The sequence below is a fragment of the Psychrosphaera algicola genome, from assembly GCF_028401425.1.
GTDB classification, from domain to species: domain Bacteria; phylum Pseudomonadota; class Gammaproteobacteria; order Enterobacterales; family Alteromonadaceae; genus Psychrosphaera; species Psychrosphaera algicola.
In genome coordinates this window covers 2,933,802-2,949,505 of record NZ_JAQOMS010000002.1, presented here as the reverse complement: position 1 = coordinate 2,949,505, position 15,704 = coordinate 2,933,802, and the positions used below count along the sequence as shown (strand labels likewise).

At 39.6% G+C, this 15,704-nt stretch carries 18 protein-coding genes and 4 pseudogenes; 11 read left to right on the top strand and 11 right to left on the bottom strand.

The window, feature by feature from the left end; translation table 11 throughout:
- Nucleotides 1-15: 15 nt before the first annotated feature.
- The 4 genes from PN838_RS16165 to PN838_RS16150 form a co-directional block, all read right to left on the bottom strand.
- The gene (locus PN838_RS16165) at nucleotides 16-459 is read right to left on the bottom strand and encodes a glycosyltransferase family protein (RefSeq protein ID WP_272181322.1); all 444 of its coding nucleotides are present in this window, start codon (nucleotides 457-459) and stop codon (nucleotides 16-18) included.
- Nucleotides 452-889 (bottom strand): polysaccharide deacetylase family protein, encoded by a 438-nt coding sequence (locus PN838_RS16160; RefSeq protein ID WP_272181321.1) that lies wholly within the window; start codon nucleotides 887-889, stop codon nucleotides 452-454. Before PN838_RS16160 ends, PN838_RS16165 begins: the two co-directional genes overlap by 8 nt.
- A 119-nt stretch (nucleotides 890-1,008) precedes the next feature.
- On the bottom strand, nucleotides 1,009-1,173 hold the full coding sequence (locus PN838_RS16155) for a polysaccharide deacetylase family protein (RefSeq protein ID WP_272181320.1): 165 nt from the start codon (nucleotides 1,171-1,173) through the stop codon (nucleotides 1,009-1,011).
- Between the two features lie 2 nt (nucleotides 1,174-1,175).
- Complete coding sequence (locus PN838_RS16150; RefSeq protein WP_272181319.1) at nucleotides 1,176-1,346, bottom strand: hypothetical protein; 171 nt, start codon at nucleotides 1,344-1,346, stop codon at nucleotides 1,176-1,178.
- 305 nt (nucleotides 1,347-1,651) lie between these two features.
- On the opposite strand from PN838_RS16150, the pseudogene wecB reads away from it, so the two are divergent.
- The 5 genes and pseudogenes from wecB (at nucleotide 1,652) to PN838_RS16125 (ending at nucleotide 6,089) form a co-directional block, all read left to right on the top strand.
- Nucleotides 1,652-2,727 (top strand): annotated as a pseudogene (wecB, locus tag PN838_RS16145) (non-hydrolyzing UDP-N-acetylglucosamine 2-epimerase).
- Between the two features lie 2 nt (nucleotides 2,728-2,729).
- Nucleotides 2,730-3,978 (top strand): annotated as a pseudogene (wecC, locus tag PN838_RS16140) (UDP-N-acetyl-D-mannosamine dehydrogenase).
- Between the two features lie 13 nt (nucleotides 3,979-3,991).
- On the top strand, nucleotides 3,992-4,621 hold the full coding sequence (locus PN838_RS16135; RefSeq protein ID WP_272181318.1) for a right-handed parallel beta-helix repeat-containing protein: 630 nt from the start codon (nucleotides 3,992-3,994) through the stop codon (nucleotides 4,619-4,621).
- 244 nt (nucleotides 4,622-4,865) lie between these two features.
- On the top strand, nucleotides 4,866-5,015 hold the full coding sequence (locus PN838_RS16130) for a hypothetical protein (RefSeq protein WP_272181317.1): 150 nt from the start codon (nucleotides 4,866-4,868) through the stop codon (nucleotides 5,013-5,015).
- Nucleotides 5,016-5,048: 33 nt separating this feature from the next.
- A complete protein-coding gene (locus PN838_RS16125) occupies nucleotides 5,049-6,089 on the top strand; it encodes a FemAB family XrtA/PEP-CTERM system-associated protein (protein ID WP_272181316.1) in 1,041 nt (346 codons plus the stop codon).
- Nucleotides 6,090-6,226: 137 nt separating this feature from the next.
- On the opposite strand, the pseudogene PN838_RS26545 reads toward PN838_RS16125, so the two are convergent.
- Both PN838_RS26545 and PN838_RS16110 read right to left on the bottom strand, forming a co-directional pair.
- Nucleotides 6,227-7,114, bottom strand: a pseudogene (locus PN838_RS26545) (glycosyltransferase); the annotation flags it as partial.
- Nucleotides 7,115-7,132: 18 nt separating this feature from the next.
- Nucleotides 7,133-7,384: a hypothetical protein gene (locus tag PN838_RS16110; RefSeq protein ID WP_272181315.1), complete on the bottom strand. Its 252-nt coding sequence runs from the start codon at nucleotides 7,382-7,384 to the stop codon at nucleotides 7,133-7,135.
- 78 nt (nucleotides 7,385-7,462) lie between these two features.
- Between PN838_RS16110 and PN838_RS16105 the strand changes: the two genes are divergently transcribed.
- The 6 genes and pseudogenes from PN838_RS16105 (at nucleotide 7,463) to PN838_RS16080 (ending at nucleotide 11,283) form a co-directional block, all read left to right on the top strand.
- Nucleotides 7,463-7,780, top strand: a complete 318-nt coding sequence (locus tag PN838_RS16105; RefSeq protein WP_272181314.1) for a GNAT family N-acetyltransferase — start codon at nucleotides 7,463-7,465, stop codon at nucleotides 7,778-7,780.
- Nucleotides 7,762-8,330, top strand: a pseudogene (locus PN838_RS16100) (GNAT family N-acetyltransferase); the annotation flags it as partial. The gene PN838_RS16105 and the pseudogene PN838_RS16100, both read left to right, overlap by 19 nt.
- A 9-nt stretch (nucleotides 8,331-8,339) precedes the next feature.
- Nucleotides 8,340-8,507, top strand: a complete 168-nt coding sequence (locus PN838_RS16095; protein ID WP_272181312.1) for a hypothetical protein — start codon at nucleotides 8,340-8,342, stop codon at nucleotides 8,505-8,507.
- A gap of 314 nt (nucleotides 8,508-8,821) precedes the next feature.
- Nucleotides 8,822-9,478 (top strand): tetratricopeptide repeat protein, encoded by a 657-nt coding sequence (locus PN838_RS16090; RefSeq protein WP_272181311.1) that lies wholly within the window; start codon nucleotides 8,822-8,824, stop codon nucleotides 9,476-9,478.
- Nucleotides 9,479-9,532: 54 nt separating this feature from the next.
- On the top strand, nucleotides 9,533-10,396 hold the full coding sequence (locus PN838_RS16085; RefSeq protein ID WP_272181310.1) for a tetratricopeptide repeat protein: 864 nt from the start codon (nucleotides 9,533-9,535) through the stop codon (nucleotides 10,394-10,396).
- A gap of 65 nt (nucleotides 10,397-10,461) precedes the next feature.
- Nucleotides 10,462-11,283, top strand: coding sequence for a tetratricopeptide repeat protein (locus PN838_RS16080; RefSeq protein WP_272181309.1), 822 nt, complete (start codon nucleotides 10,462-10,464; stop codon nucleotides 11,281-11,283).
- A 721-nt stretch (nucleotides 11,284-12,004) separates the two neighbouring features.
- Here PN838_RS16080 and PN838_RS16075 read toward each other — a convergent pair.
- From PN838_RS16075 to PN838_RS16060, 5 genes are all read right to left on the bottom strand, one after another.
- Nucleotides 12,005-12,898 (bottom strand): PEP-CTERM sorting domain-containing protein, encoded by an 894-nt coding sequence (locus tag PN838_RS16075; protein WP_272181308.1) that lies wholly within the window; start codon nucleotides 12,896-12,898, stop codon nucleotides 12,005-12,007.
- Between the two features lie 174 nt (nucleotides 12,899-13,072).
- Nucleotides 13,073-13,279, bottom strand: a complete 207-nt coding sequence (locus PN838_RS26540; RefSeq protein ID WP_334313391.1) for a hypothetical protein — start codon at nucleotides 13,277-13,279, stop codon at nucleotides 13,073-13,075.
- Nucleotides 13,252-13,929, bottom strand: a complete 678-nt coding sequence (locus PN838_RS16070) for a ThiF family adenylyltransferase (RefSeq protein WP_334313390.1) — start codon at nucleotides 13,927-13,929, stop codon at nucleotides 13,252-13,254. Before PN838_RS16070 ends, PN838_RS26540 begins: the two co-directional genes overlap by 28 nt.
- 111 nt (nucleotides 13,930-14,040) lie before the next feature.
- On the bottom strand, nucleotides 14,041-14,778 hold the full coding sequence (locus PN838_RS16065) for an ElyC/SanA/YdcF family protein (RefSeq protein WP_272181307.1): 738 nt from the start codon (nucleotides 14,776-14,778) through the stop codon (nucleotides 14,041-14,043).
- A gap of 67 nt (nucleotides 14,779-14,845) precedes the next feature.
- Nucleotides 14,846-15,649 carry a PEP-CTERM/exosortase system-associated acyltransferase gene (locus PN838_RS16060; protein ID WP_215961929.1) on the bottom strand — a complete coding sequence of 268 codons (804 nt, stop codon included), beginning with the start codon at nucleotides 15,647-15,649 and terminating at the stop codon, nucleotides 14,846-14,848.
- Nucleotides 15,650-15,704: the final 55 nt, after the last annotated feature.

Below are 15,704 nucleotides of genomic sequence, written 5' to 3'. Positions count from 1 at the left end.
CAAGGATCACGATAATCAGCGACCGGGGCGTTTTATTTGACGCCGCCAGTTTATTTGCAATGTAATGTGTACTTGGAATTGGAGACGATGACCAAATAACATCTGGCTGGTATTTTTTAACAGTTTTTTGCCTGTTTTTAACGCCGCCGGGATCCATGTAAGCCCCCAGCGGTCGGGCGTTTCCATAATAGATAGATATTTACCTTTATAAGACAAATCCCTTTGTACGTCATAGGCGTTGGCTCGATAAATCTTGTCGTCAGCCGCGTCAGTGTAGGTGCGGTCAATTTTTGAATAAGCTCGGTCAGTCGCAGTTAATACCACTACATTCCACCCCCATTGCTTTAAATAGCGGTAAAAGCTCTCAATTCTTGGCACCGACGCACCATTACTCGGCGGAAACTCAAATACGACCATTAATATTGTTTTTTGTTTTTTCATTTTGATTTGCTCATTCATTAATGGTCACTTCTCCGGCTATCTTTTCTAAAGATAAACAAAATGGCGTTATTTTTTTCCGATACGGCATAAACCTAGGCAAGGCTAAGTTGTTACTGGTTTGCACAATACCACCATCGTTTGTTGCAACAGCGTATTCAACACCACATTTTTTTACCATAGAGGCATGTTTATTACTAAAATCTCGGTCAAACCAGCCATTTGGATAGGCAAAAATGGTGGTGGTTGTACCTAATACATCGTTTAAATAACGAATCGAGGTTGAAATCTCCTCCTCCGCCACAGCGTCTTGCTGAAAACCCAAAATACTATGACTGGCAGTGTGTGCCCCGACATCATGTCCGCGACTCACCAAATTTTTGAGCTGCGATTCGGTCATCATACAGCGCTCAACAACAGGATCGCCACACAATCCTACAATGGTATCCACAGCTTTGTCTCGTAACGCATTAGGTAAAAATTTGATTTTTGAAACTAGGGTTAAATAAGTATTAGCACGAGCTTGTTCAGTTGCTAAAGAATAATGTTGGTTTTCAAAATCTAGGTTGGCTAATGCAGCTTTTCGTAAGCAGGTTTCGAGTTGATCATTCCATAACCACCCTTGTTGGGTGCCATGAGTTGCAACAAAAAACTCGCTTTGATATTGTACTTTTCTAAAATAGGGAGTGCGTTGGTGTAGTTATCTAAGTAACCGTCGTCGAACGTGAGCGCCAAAGCTAATTTAGGTAGCTTACCCTTTTTTGCAGTGCCAAGGCTTTGGACAGGGGATAAATAGTAAAGTGTTTGCTTAGCGCTGCGATGAGTTGCTCAAAACCAGCAACATCTAAGTCGTCTGGGCAAAACGGGTCCGCTTTATCTAAAACGCGATGAAAATACAAAACGGCCAAAGGATACTCTCGATGTTTTCGAAAGTTTATCCAGGCTAAAATATTCAAACCCCAGCTCAGCATTGTTAATAAATCCCTATAATCCATTACGATTGAATTGCAAACAAGCTTAGAGTACACGCTGTTTAATTTATTGTGAACCACGCTTATATATTAGTTAATGGTAAATTAATCCATTTAGTGCTGGACGAAAAGGAAAATAACTTAAACAATATGGTAAATTAGTTACGGAACACTCTTTTTTAATAGGCAAGGTTAATGAAAAAGTCCTCACGGTATTTGGTACACGGCCAGAAGCAATCAAAATGGCTCCCTTGTTCACAAATTAGCCGAGTCTAATTTAATTGAATCCCGCGTATGTGTTACAGCACAACACAGAGAAATGCTAGATCAGGTGTTGAAGTTGTTTGAAATCACCCCTGACTACGATCTCAATATCATGAAGCCGGGCCAAGACCTATACGATGTGACAACCAAGATCCTTACCGACATAAAAGCGGTCATTGCCGATTTTAAACCTGATATTGTTTTGGTTCACGGCGACACTAGCACAACATTTAGTGCTGCTTTAGCGGCCTTTTATCAGCAAGTAAAAGTAGGACACGTTGAAGCCGGACTGCGTACTGGCAATATTTATTCTCCTTGGCCAGAAGAAGCCAACCGCAAATTAACAGGTGCAATCACCCAATTCCACTTTGCGCCAACAGCATCGTCTGAATCAAACCTACTTAAAGAAAATACGCCAGCGTCTAATATTTATGTCACTGGTAACACGGTAATCGACGCATTATTGTGGGTTAAACAAAAATTAGACAACAATGACGCGTTGCGCTCTGCGTTTACTGAAAAGTTCTCATTTATTAACCCTGATAAAAAATTAGTGTTAGTCACCGGTCACCGACGTGAAAGTTTTGGTGACGGATTTGAACGGATATGTAGTGCGTTAGCGACTATTGCTAGACAACGTCCAGATGTACAAATCGTTTACCCAATGCACATGAATCCTAACGTTAGGGAACCGGTAAACCGATTATTATCTGGCTTAGACAACGTATTTTTAATTGAACCACAAGATTACCTGCCATTTGTTTATTTAATGAATCAATCCTATTTGATCATTACTGACTCAGGTGGTGTTCAAGAAGAAGCGCCTTCAATAGGTAAACCAGTACTGGTTATGCGTGATACAACAGAGCGCCCAGAAGCCGTTGATGCAGGTACTGTCATATTAGTAGGAACCGATGAACAACGCATTGTTGAGCAAACAATTACATTGCTAGACGATGAAGTTAAATATAATACGATGTCGCAGGCCCATAACCCATATGGTGACGGTCAAGCTTGTCAAAGAATAGTACAAACATTAGTAGAGGAATTATAGTCATGGACTTTAAGACAGTTTCAGTTATTGGTTTGGGTTACATAGGCTTGCCAACGGCCGCCGTTATTGCTTCCCGTGGTATCAAGGTTGTTGGTGTTGAGATAAATCAACACGCAGTTGATACAATCAATGCTGGTAAAATTCATATTGTAGAACCAGACTTAGACATAGTGGTTAAAAGTGTTGTTTCTACCGGTTATCTCAGAGCGACTACAATCGTTGAAAAAGCCGACGCTTTTATGATTGCAGTTCCTACACCGTTTAAACACGGTGATGATGACTCACATTCACCTGACCTAAGCTATATTGAGTCAGCGGCAAAAGCCATTGCACCTGTGATTGAAGCCGGTAATTTGGTCATTTTAGAATCTACCTCACCTGTGGGCGCAACTGAAAAACTCGCGGGTTGGTTAAAAGAAGCACGCCCAGACTTAACCTTCCCACAGGATGCTGGCGATCAAGCAGACATTAAAGTCGCGCATTGCCCAGAACGTGTTTTACTGGTTATGTATTACAAGAATTAGTGTCTAACGACCGTGTCATTGGTGGTATCTCCCTGCATGCAGCGCCGCAGCTGCAGGTTTGTATAAAACATTTGTGCGCGGTGAGTGTATTATCACCAATGCTAGAACAGCAGAAATGGCTAAGTTAACTGAAAATTCATTTAGAGACGTTAACATTGCCTTTGCCAATGAATTATCCACCATATGTGACCAACTGCGTATTAATGTATGGGAGCTGATCAAATTAGCAAACAGGCACCCTCGCGTAAATATCTTGAGCCCAGGATCTTAGTGTTGGTGGCCATTGTATCGCTGTAGACCCATGGTTTATTGTTGATAGCTGCCCGGAACATGCAAAACTAATCAAACAAGCCCGATTAACAAACGATGCAAAACCTCATTACGTTGTTAATCAAATTAAAGAAGCGGCTGATCAGTTTAAACGCCCAGTTATTGCTTGTTTAGGCCTAGCATTTAAAGCCGATATCGACGACCTCAGAGAGAGCCCAGCGGTACAAATCGTTGAAGATCTTGCCCAAGCCAAAGTTGGCGAAATAATTGCGGTTGAGCCTAATATTAGCGAGCTTCCGGGTTCACTTTCGGATGCAAATGTCACTCTTGCGTCTGTTGCTGCAGCACTAGAAGTTGCCAATGTTGTGGTCATTTTGGTTGATCACAAAGAATTTAAAGCAGCGGACCGCTCATTGTTTGCCAAAAAGTCGTTATCGATACACGCGGTCTTTTATAAAAGCATCGCTTTTATGAAGTCGCTCCTACTGCTCATCACATTACTTAGTCATCATTGCCTCGCGGCAATGGTGACGGTAGATGGAGTCGACTTTACCTCACTATCTGCAGCACGCACGGCCATTAAAGATGGTAGCCGTATTTACCTCCAAAAAGGCGTTTATGCCGTAGGCGCTTATATTAAAGCAAGCGATATAGAACTCATTGGCGAAGAAGGCGTTGTTTTTGACAATGCCATTGCCGACGACAAAGCCGCTTTGGTATTTACCGGCAATAATATTACTGTTGAATCCATTGAGTGCCGCAATATTGCAGTAAAAGACAAAAACGGCGCTTGTATTCGATTTGAAGGTCAACATCTCACTGTTCGCAACCTATACGCCCACGACAGCCAAGCTGGCATTTTAACAAATAGAGATGCAGGCAATATAACCATTGAATATTCTAAGTTTGAACGTTTAGGCGGGAAAGGCAAAGGAGTGGGTTATGCTCATGCGGTGTATGCTTTTGCAGACGAGCTCCGAATTTATCGCTCTGAGATTCTTTCGATGCGAGGAAGCGGTTCTGGGATCAAAAGTCGTTCTAAAAAACCGTCATATTGGAGTCGAGACTTGCAACAATTAATGGTGATGATAGTCGATTAATAGACACTGCAAACTTTGGCGAACTTATTGTTCAAAAGAGTATTTTGCAGCAAGGTGATAATTCGACTAACCGACAACTCATAGCCTACGGCCTTGAGAAAAAGTAGAGCGGTTATTTGATGTTAATTCAATTGAAATTAAAAATAATATTTTTATCCTAGATAGAGCAAAATCCAGTGTCATTGTTAGCTATCGACTTGCGGATAAAATTGAAATAACAGACAACGTTTATATTGGTGACTTTTTGTACACCACTGATTTTTTACCAAATAACACTTGGTATTCATCGAGAAATAAGGCATTTATTGCTGAATTGCCATATATTCCAAAATTAGAAGATTTTGATGATATTATCTTTAGAGCAACAACTTATGGGACCGCCGAGCAACCATAAGATTTTATTACTGTGATTAAATGGACCTAATAAATGACGATTTTAGTTAAAACATACAACAGCGCCATCGATGCTGAATGGGACGAGTACGTTAAGTCACATGACAATGGTTCTATTTATCATCTCATGAGTTGGAAACCGTTAATTGAAAAGTGTTTTGGCCACAAAGCCTCGTACCTTTACGCTATCAATGAGTCTGGCAAGATCTGTGGCGTATTGCCTGCGGTAAACGTTAAAAGTGCCCTATTTGGCAATAATCTAATCTCTATGCCTTATTTCAATTACGGTGGCGCCATTGCAGACTCAACCGAAATTGCACAAAAACTCACTCAAGCAACGATTGAATTTGCTAAACAGCAAGGCATTGACTATGTCCAGTTTAGAGAAAATCAGGCCGACCCAGATTCAACGCTAGAAGTATCCACCAGCAAAGTGAATATGATCCTGCAACTCCCTGAAACTGCAGAGTTGCTTGGTAAATCAATAGGCTCTAAACGTCGCTCACAAATTAAACGACCGATTAGAGAAGGTGTCAGTCACAAATTTGGTGGCTTAGAACTGCTCGACGATTTTTATGAAGTATTCTGCCTTAACATGCGAGATTTAGGTACACCGGTTTACGCGAAGTCGTTTTTCCAAGAAATATTAACGACATTTGCGAGCAATGCCATATTGTGCGTGATCTATTGGGAAGGAAAACCGGTTTCAACCGGGTTCTTATTGCATCACAATAATCGCATGGAAATTCCATGGGCGAGCACCGTAAGGTACGCAAATAGAATTTCAGTAAATATGTACCTTTACTGGCAAATCCTAAGCTACGCTATCGAGCAAGAATTTAAAGAGTTCGACTTCGGACGTTCTACTATCGACGCGGGTACGTACAAGTTTAAGAAACAATGGGGCGCTGAACCGAGCCAATGTTACTGGTATCACTGGGTTCCAGATGGAAAAACGCTTCCTAATTTATCCCCGACCAACAGTAAGTTTGAGTTAGCCATTAAAATTTGGCAAAAACTGCCTCTTGGGATAACAAAATTGATAGGACCTCCTATCGTAAAAAACCTACCTTAAAACAATCTTTCAGTGAATTAATGCTTCCAGTTATTTGATGGCTTGCATGCACTCAGCAGAAACATGTATTTGGTAGAAGCATGTAATGATAGTTACTCTGTTTAGCTCGCTCAATGCAGCGCGTTAAGCAGAGTGTATTAGCTATTAGGTAGAACCTTATATAACGTCATGTACTGCGCGACCATCGACTCAACACTGTACTTACTAGAAACCAAGTCGTAGGCACGCTCGACTTTTTGCTGAACATCCGTTGAACCACTTAGTATTTGAACAAACAATTCACTCATTTGCTCTGCATTATTTGGCTCGACAAACCACACTTCGTTGTCGGTGATAAACTTAGATATCCCACCCACATTGGTGGTAACAACTGGTATGCCAAGCGCCATGGATTCTAATATGGTCATTGGCATTGCTTCATAATGAGACGACAAAGCAAACAAATCGGTGCCAGACAAGATATCGTCAACATCTGACCGATAACCTAGCATATGAATATCGGTTTGATGGGTCAGGGTCGATTTAAACGTATCGAGCTCCTGATACGAAGGGCCATCTCCAACAAATTGTAGAATAGTCGTATCCATAACGTTTGACGTTTCTTTGGCTAATTGAAACGCTTTCATCAACATAGTTTGATTTTTAATTGGGTCGAGCCGGCCAACGGTTGTAATCACCTTAGCGTTATTGGTTCGATCTTGTATCGGCATTTGCGCAGGGACATTAACCCCATTAAAAACCAGACTTACCTTTTTGTTATTAATACCTAAGTCGTTGATGACCCAGTTATATAAATCGTATGACACTACGGTATAGTGATTGATAAAGGTCGAAATGAGCTTTCTGAAACGATTGTTAAACTGGTTTAGGCCTTTTGGATCATCTCCTCCACGACCATGATCACAGTGAACGGTGGTAGGTACACCCGCTAACTTGGCAGCCAAATGGTATTCTATCGTGCCAAAATTATAAGTATGCATTGCCTTAGGCTTGAGACGACGTAAGAGGCGGAGTAACTTATAGTGACTAAATAAATCGTTGCCTTAGTTTTTTCCAATACAATACACATCAACTGGCACATCGAACGCTTTGATCAGGCCAAATTCGCTGGTTAAGGAAATTAAAACATGTTTAACTGGATAATCACGGGAATGATTGACCAGATTGACAATAACTTTCTCTAAACCACCGCAACCAAAGCTAGGGACAAGATGCACTATCTTTTGTATTTCTGTCTTTTGTGCTTTCATAAAATGTTTATTTTCTCGTATATTTGAAACTAAGCTTTTTAACAAAATTTAAAATGGTAATACGTAGTGTATTTTATCGAATTAAAACGGCTGTCTCATTTTACACATTCCGACCTAAAAAACATGTGGTTTACCGTCGCACAAACGGCAATTCCCAATATATTTTTGAGTTGGCCGTGGATCGACAGCTGGTTGTCTTTATTAAAAGACCAAAATGATACTTATGTTATTACTGCTTCAAACCACAACCAGTGTGTTGGTATTGGAATATTTGTTGAGAAACACGTCACAAGGCATGGGTTTTTTAAATCTAAACAGTGGTATTTACACCGAACAGGTGATGACAAGTTAGACCAAATTTGGATCGAGAAAAACAACTTTTTAGTAAGTGACCAAAATTCACGTCAAATTACGTCCGCAATGTGGCAACACCTTTTTTGAATCAGCCTGATGTTGATGAATTTATTGTTAACGTCGCTCTTGATGAAACATCCATTGGAATTACCACCCACAACACGGACTATCAATTAGTAAAAGAAAATATCGACGTCGGCTATTTACTCGCTATAAATGCGATAAAAGATAGCTCGCGGTTTCCACAGGAAATTTCAAACTCTACATATAAGCATGTAGAACGTACCATTCGTCGTTTAAACCAAGATAATGACTTAACCTTTGAATTTGTTACCGATCCCACAGCAATACTTAATACGTTAGAACAACTCTCCCATTGGCACATAACCAAATGGGAAGGTACTGCCACTCCAAGTGGCTTTAATAACGATACATTTCAGGATTTTCACTCCCGCTTTATTCGGCAAAAGTTAGACAACGCCTGTATCGCAGTTTTATCCGCAGGGGTGAAATTGTTGGTGTTAATTATTACCTTCGTCACAAACGTAATCTGGCATTTTATTTAAGCTGTATTAAGCCAATTACTGACAACAAAATTAAAATTGGACTTGCCCTGCATTGCTTAGTGGCAAGGCAAGCACATACTATGAATATTGCCTATATCGACTACTTAGCCGGTGACGCCGATTACAAAAGAAAATTATCAAACAATACAGAGGCGTACTGTCAAATTACTGTACAAAAACGACAAATTAAATTTAAAATTGAAGCCAGCTTAGGTAAATTAAAAAGAAAATTTCTAAACGTTAAGTAAAGACAATGACTAATACGTATTTGTTATTGCAATACAATGCGGGACAAAACTTACGCACTATAATATAGTAAGTTGAATGATTAAACGGACACTTTGTCAACTATAAAAATAGGATTGGATTGAATATGAACTCCTCAAGATTACTACTGGTTTCTACAATAATTATTGCATTAGCAGGTTGTGGCGGTACCTCCCTGAAGAGTATTTCAAACTTGCTCAACAGCATATTCAAAACGGTGACAGTGAATCCGCCATCATTGCGTTAAAAAATGTAATCAAGGAAGTGCCTTAGCAATATCGAAGCCAGAAAGCAATTGGCCGAACTCTATATGGCAGATGGTTCGCTAGATAATGCTGAAAAAGAATTAGCCTATGTAATAAACAAAGGCCAAGGTACGGAAAAGCATTATTCAGATCTGTTAAAAGTGCACAACCTTTTAAGTGACTTTGAAAGTACATTATTTATTGAAGGTCCAGAGGAATGGCAAGACATCAACTTGCAAAGTGCCTTTTTGTACCATAAAGCCATGGCTAACTATCGTTTAAAAAATGAAGAACTAGGCAAGCAAACCCTCGAAGTCTTAGTTACGTTAGCCCCAGAAACCATCTACGGTAAACTAGCTTCAGCTTATCTAATGTCAGAACAAGACTTGATGGAATCGGCCAACATAATAGAGGCTTTGTCTCAACAGTTCCCAAATAATTCAGATATTTTTATGCTAAAGGGCCTCGTATTAGGAAGCCTTAAAAAGTATGGCGAAGCGGCAAAAGCATATGAACACCACTTAACATTAATGCCAAAATATAGACAAATACGACTATATATTGCTGACGCATTAGTAAAAGATAAGCAGTTTTCTGCTGCACAAGTACATACAGAATATTTGTTAAAATACACCCATGAGCAGGCTTTCCTTAATCAGCTACAAGGTGTTATTAAATTTGACGCCAAGGAATATAAAGTCGCCTAGGGTCACTTTGAAAAAGCGATTCAAAACGGTATAGATTCAACTACAAATAGACTGATGGCTGGACTTACCTCTTTTCAAAACAAACAATATGAAAAAGCATATCAATACTTAAGTTCAATAGCTGACAAGATGCCGCCAACTCACCCAGCCAAAAAAATACTGGCGATTACTCAGCTGCAACTCGGTTATACATTAGAAGCCTCAGCCACCATGTTAGAACTTGAAGGCCTAAATGATGCTGACACATCTATGTTTGCTAGTGCAAGTTTTGAGTTAATTAAAGACGGTGACTTTAAAACAGCAAAAACATTATTGGCAAAAACAGAAAACATAGATGGTAAAAGTGCCAGCGCGTTAATTACTCACGGCCTTGCCAAACTCAGCCTTGATGATGTTAGTGGTGTCGTTAACTTAGAGCAAGCTTTAGAGATCGCACCTGACTTGTCGGTCGCTAAGTCTGCTTTGGCCTCGGCCTACATGGCGACCAATGAATTTGATAAAGCGCTTAAACTTGCTAAAACATGGCAGGAACAAAATGACATAAATGGTTATAACTTGGCTGGTTATGTTTATCAAAAACAAGGCAAAGCCGAGTTGGCAACCAAAGCATTTGAAGACGCTTTAAAACTAGATTCTACAAATACCCCTTCTCATATGTATTTTGCCAATGTAAATATGAAGCAAGGTAATTATCAGGAAGCCAGTTCGTACTTAACCAAATTATTTCAAAAAGAGCCGGACAACCTAACAGCCCTTAAAATGTACTATTTTATCGGTAGAGAGCAGGGTAATACTAAAGAGGCCCTCGATCTGATGGAAGACAGATTTAAGGTTAATTTGACATCTGAACCTCATCGTTTACAACTTGCCCAGTTATATTTAAACGAAAAAAACCAAATCAAGTCATCAGAATTTTAACAAGTTATGACTTTCAACCAACTCAAGATACAAATGAGTTTTATTGGCTAGCACTTGCCGACAGTTTGCAAGTTGTTGGCAAAAACAATGAAGCGCTTAAGCTTTATAGCCGTTGGACCCAAGCTAATCCAACAGCTGAATTGGCCTTAGTTAAAAAGATCAGTGCAGAGCAGGGTTTAAAACGATTTGCTTTAGCGTTGACGTCTGTAGAAAACGCACTTATTCATTTCCCAGATTCAAAAGGTTTGCAAATTGTACACGTAAACCTGTTAATTCGTGATGGTCAAAATGATACAGCGGAAGGCTTGTTACGCCGCTATTTTAAAGATGAATCTAAGAACCTTGTTGTGCAATATCTGCAGGGGCAAATATTGTTAAACAGAAAAAATTATAAACAGTCTTTACCTCTGTTACAGGCATATTATGATAAAAAACAAACCTCTGAATCAGCGCGTTATATTTATGCCGCATATGTAGGCAAAGGTGAAAAACCAAAGGCCATTAAGTTTGTTGAGTCTCATATAGAAAAGGCACCTGATGACATTTCAAATATCTATATGTTAGCAAACGAGTTTTTAACAACGGACAATAAAAAAGCACAGCTTTATTTTGGAAAAATGCTTAGCATAACCCCGACAAATCTAGTGGCACTTAACAACCTAGCTTGGTTGCAGTACCAAAACGACCAGTTGCCTGAAGCCAAGGCTACGATAGAACGAGCGTTTAAGATTACCGATAATCTACCGCAATTGCTGGATACAGGCGCCATTATCTACGAAAAACTGGGGGATATTAAAAAGGCCAAAGCGCTAATTAATAAAGCGTATAAGTTAACGGATGATCAACGAAGCTTAAGAACAAATTACAATAGAATTAACGCTTTGTAACTTACCCGTTATAAATAACCAAATGCATTTATGATGGAATGGGACATCGCTGTCCCATTACATCATAAACATAGCACCAACATACGGTGCAATTTGTAACAAACATAAGCCTTGCCAACCCAACGGGTTAAGCCACACCCTCTTTTAGCCCCCAAAACAGAACCTGCTCATTCTTAATGATTCATTTGTTCCACAGCTAATAGCAACTATTAGGCTGAGTATGCTAACGACAACCACACCCTAGCAAAGTACAACTGCGCCTATGTGTCGCGACTCCGGTTTAAAAATAGCCACACGTTAACGCGCATCACATAATCTGCCAGTGCAATTGCTTGTATGTTTCCTGCGGTAACCATGACAATTATCGGTACTCTATTCACTCTCTTTACTTCCTTTACTGCAGGAACGAATCCATTAGAGAGTCATTTGTACGTCATAATGCACCTAATAATTCGTCGGCATGTTTTTGTAATCACTAATTTCTGAATCAATTTATTGGATGCGATTGCGCCTTAAAACTCCGCAACTCCGCAACCTTTTAGTATAAGTATGGATCTAATTTAATTTAATTTAGTAAGCAGTAAGCAGTAAGTAGTAAGTAGTAAGCAGTAAGCAGAATTAAAGATCAATGAGGGCTTTATAGCGCATATTATTAGACTTAAATTTTAGGCATAAAAAACCGCTCATATTGAGCGGTTTTAAAAACATCTAACTTGTTAGATTATGCTTTACGACGCGCCGCGCCTGCAAGTCCTAACAAACCTAAACCGAAGATAGCTAGTGAAGCTGGCTCAGAAACAAAAAGACTTAAGTTTGCAGAGTCTAGTGTTGTTTCACGAGTTAAGAAATCAACCTCAGTTGCGTTAATACCAAAAGTACTTAATACGGCTGTTTGGTAAGCAGTAGCAACATAGCTGTCATTATAAAGTGGTGTAGTACCCGCATTTGTAATTTCAGTTGTAATACGACCACCAACATGTGCATCAGTTACGTTTGCAATGATGTCATGAAAATCTGTGTAACCACCAACGCTATACGCTGAGTAGAAGAAGTCGTCAGCAATAGAAGCGATGTCAGATTTGATGTTAAAGTTAACACCCGTGCCACCTAGGTCAGCACCAGAACCAGTCACGTCTAACGCTAATACTTGTGTAGATACACCACTAGCAATGTCTTTCATGAACAAGTTAACGTAACCACCAACAAACTGTGCACCAATTGCTTCGCCAGTATCTTGAACGTTATTGCTGTTAAGGTCGTTAAACCCAGCAAATCCGAAAAATTCGTAGTCAGCAACTAACGTGTAAGTTGCAAGACCAAAAGCAGGCACGTTAGTGTTATATGCTTCGTTGTCAGTCGTATAGTTTAATGAAGCAACTTCGATTCCGAATGCAGCGTCAAATACCATGTTGCCTTGTTCGATTTTTCCGTTTTGGTCAACATCTAAGTATGCAGATGTTGGGTCAAACGTACCAAATGTAAATTTATCGAAAACGCCAGAAACAGAGTTTCCATCCATATCGTAATCAGTACCTACATCGATTGAGATAGGAGAAGCGTTTGCACCAAATGCACTAACTAGTGTAAGTGCTAGTAAAGATTTTTTAATGTTCATGTTTATATTCCTGTATGTTTTGTCAAAGCGACTATGACCTTACTATGCTAACCGCGTGCCAATATTGTAACCCATTGTATTTTATGTGATTTATAAAAGATCGTTGATTTTGAAAACATCATTTGTAAAAGATCCTGACATTCAGTTTAGCGCTCAATCATTAATCAACTGTGTTTATTTATCTAAAACCAATTTTTTAGCAATGCTAAACATGATTTTTTGCAGTGGATTGCGATTCCCGCCTGGACGCCAGGCTTTTTTCAGTTTGTTTTTATAACCGTCATAATGTAAACCGTATGGTGCGCACACTAGCTCTCCACGGTTCAGCAATATTTTCAAAGCATAGGTTCCAGCTACAGCTCCACAAAATTTAACCCCCATCGGAATGGATGGGCCTTTTTGGCATTGAAGTCTGCTTTTTCAGGCACAACTAAATAGTCGCGCTGCAACATAGAAGGAGACAATCCAATTAAAAATTGGATCAATTGCTCATCTTCGGTCTGTTTATCTTCAAACCTAAAATACTCTTCGTAACTCATACCGCCGGGCATAAAGCATAAAAATGCCGTTCCCATACCTAAAGGAGCTGCGGTTATCACTGGGATCCCTTTTTCTTGGCATTTTCTAAAAACGAGCTTTCTGGCAGAAAGAGCAAAGAAGTCCAAGCTATCAACGTAAAGATCAACACCTTCTAAAAATTCATCAACGTTATGTTCAAATATGCCTTCTGGAAAAACACGTACATCCGCTTCTGGATTTATATCTTTGGTTATTTCCGCCATAACTTCACATTTAGGTCGATTAATCGTCGACATAAACGCACCGGCTTGACGATTAAAATTATGAACTTCATATTCGTCAAAATCGGAAATGTTAAATTTCCCGACACCTAACCTTGCTAACGTAACTGTATGTTCGCTACCTACTCCGCCGGCGCCAGCCATTGCTACGCGTTTTGTTCTCAGTACCTCTTGTTCTTCTTCTGTAATCCAGCCAATATTTCGTGAAAATGCATCGTTATAGTTAAACATGAAAAATTCCTTATTTAGTTACGTTTGCTCCTCCTATATAAAACGACTTCAAAGAGGCACCTAAAACTTGCTGATTAATTTAGCTTGAAATGAGTCAGATATCTATCGTGTTTAAACAACACTTTTGATTGTGACCCATAACAAACCGAGATATTCATATATAGCTCGCTCACTTTGGTATATCGAGGAAGCGTTTGGAACAAAAGAACGCCACGACAATTCACCATAGCCTGATACATATTCGGCGGGTGAAAATATTGGGCTAAGATTGTTACTACGATAGAGATAATCTAACCGCTTTATATGTGTAGCACTAGACACCACAATAAAGTTACTCGTCTCAACAACCTTTTTATGGGCGAGGACTTCGTCTAAAGAGTCTTTTGGCCCTTCGATTAACACTATGTTAGATAACGGCACACCGAGCCCCACTGCGAGCTCGGCATTAATGGCAGGATCTGATTTTTTATCATCCATTGCCGCGTAACCAGAAAATATGATTTTAAGCGTGGGGTATTGATGCCACATTTGCACCGCTTGAATAATTCGCGGCAGACTACATTGATGAATTTGTGCCACAAGTGGCAGCAATTGATTGTCACTATGCCAACATCCCATGACCACAACATAAGCTGGTTTTACAGTGGCCAGATAATTAGGATCTTCAATTGGCAGTTTTGGGTAAGACAGTTCTAATGGGCGGATCAAAAGTTGACTTGTTATTGGTAAAGAGAAGAACGTAACTAATAACGCACTGGCAATAAGTAATTTGCGCGCCATTGCCATTTTATTTCTTTTATATAGATAAAGCCCGCACAAAATAATTGCCATACAAATTGGTATGGGCATTAATAATTCCCCTACCAATTTTTTAATAAAAAACCCAATTTCAACCAGCAATTGGTTTGCCTCCAATTTACGCTTCTTTAAATTGCTGTTCTATATTGGCGAATAACAACTTAAAGCCTGGTGATAATGTTTTGTATAACGAAAATGGGTCAATGTAATACGGAGCGCGCTTACCGTGGTATTCGACAACGGGACCAATTTGTTGAAATTCGATTCCGACAAATCTCATGCTTCGCGCTAATCTTGGCTCCATCATGACAAAGACGTGCTTGATCCCTTTTTCTACTACAACACTTGCAGCCGACAGGTACAAACCTACAGCGATAAATGGAAAGCATCGCAGTTCTTCCTCAGAATAGCTGTCAACATTAATTGCACCTGTTGCAGCACCGGCAAATTTATCGGTTTTTCTTCGTCTAAACTCCTCAGGAACCGCTAACCTAGATATTTCGCATATTTCATTTCTTGGAAACAATTTGGGGTTTAGTGTGTCGTGGTCGATAGAATCTAAGCAATATTTTTCAAGTGGTAGCAATTCATCATTAGCAGTGCTACAAACAATTCTAACGGTTCCAGCGTATCGCTCTGTCGCTTTATGTTGAATTAAACAATGGAACGACTGGATGTCAAAGTCATCCTTTTCTTGTTTGTCAGGATACTCCGGCTCAAATTTTAGCTCTTCGCAATATACGTTGTGGCGTATTTGAAATGAATGACTAACTTGTTGCTCACTGATTGCCAAAACAGGTTGTAGAAATTCAGAAAAATGGTTTGCTATACTTATTGCTTCAGAATTAGCTTTTTTCTGAATGATAGCCTTTACTAAAGTGCCTATAATAGGTGTGTTTATGAACCGCTTTAAGAGTTTCAAGTTGAATTTCCGTAGCACAAATGAAGTAATGTAAGACTTTTAGTATAGGCATCAA

Bases quoted from the DNA above. Each gene is read 5' to 3' on its own strand.
- PN838_RS16095 (WP_272181312.1), top strand. From the start codon at position 8,340: ATGAATATTGCCTATATCGACTACTTAGCCGGTGACGCCGATTACAAA.
- PN838_RS16085 (WP_272181310.1), top strand. From the start codon at position 9,533: ATGGCTGGACTTACCTCTTTTCAAAACAAACAATATGAAAAAGCATAT.
- PN838_RS16105 (WP_272181314.1), top strand. From the start codon at position 7,463: ATGTGGTTTACCGTCGCACAAACGGCAATTCCCAATATATTTTTGAGT.
- PN838_RS16125 (WP_272181316.1), top strand. From the start codon at position 5,049: ATGACGATTTTAGTTAAAACATACAACAGCGCCATCGATGCTGAATGG.
- PN838_RS16065 (WP_272181307.1), bottom strand. From the start codon at position 14,778: ATGCCCATACCAATTTGTATGGCAATTATTTTGTGCGGGCTTTATCTA.
- PN838_RS26540 (WP_334313391.1), bottom strand. From the start codon at position 13,279: ATGGGGGTTAAATTTTGTGGAGCTGTAGCTGGAACCTATGCTTTGAAA.
- PN838_RS16165 (WP_272181322.1), bottom strand. From the start codon at position 459: ATGAATGAGCAAATCAAAATGAAAAAACAAAAAACAATATTAATGGTC.
- PN838_RS16135 (WP_272181318.1), top strand. From the start codon at position 3,992: ATGAAGTCGCTCCTACTGCTCATCACATTACTTAGTCATCATTGCCTC.
- PN838_RS16070 (WP_334313390.1), bottom strand. From the start codon at position 13,929: ATGTTTAACTATAACGATGCATTTTCACGAAATATTGGCTGGATTACA.
- PN838_RS16075 (WP_272181308.1), bottom strand. From the start codon at position 12,898: ATGAACATTAAAAAATCTTTACTAGCACTTACACTAGTTAGTGCATTT.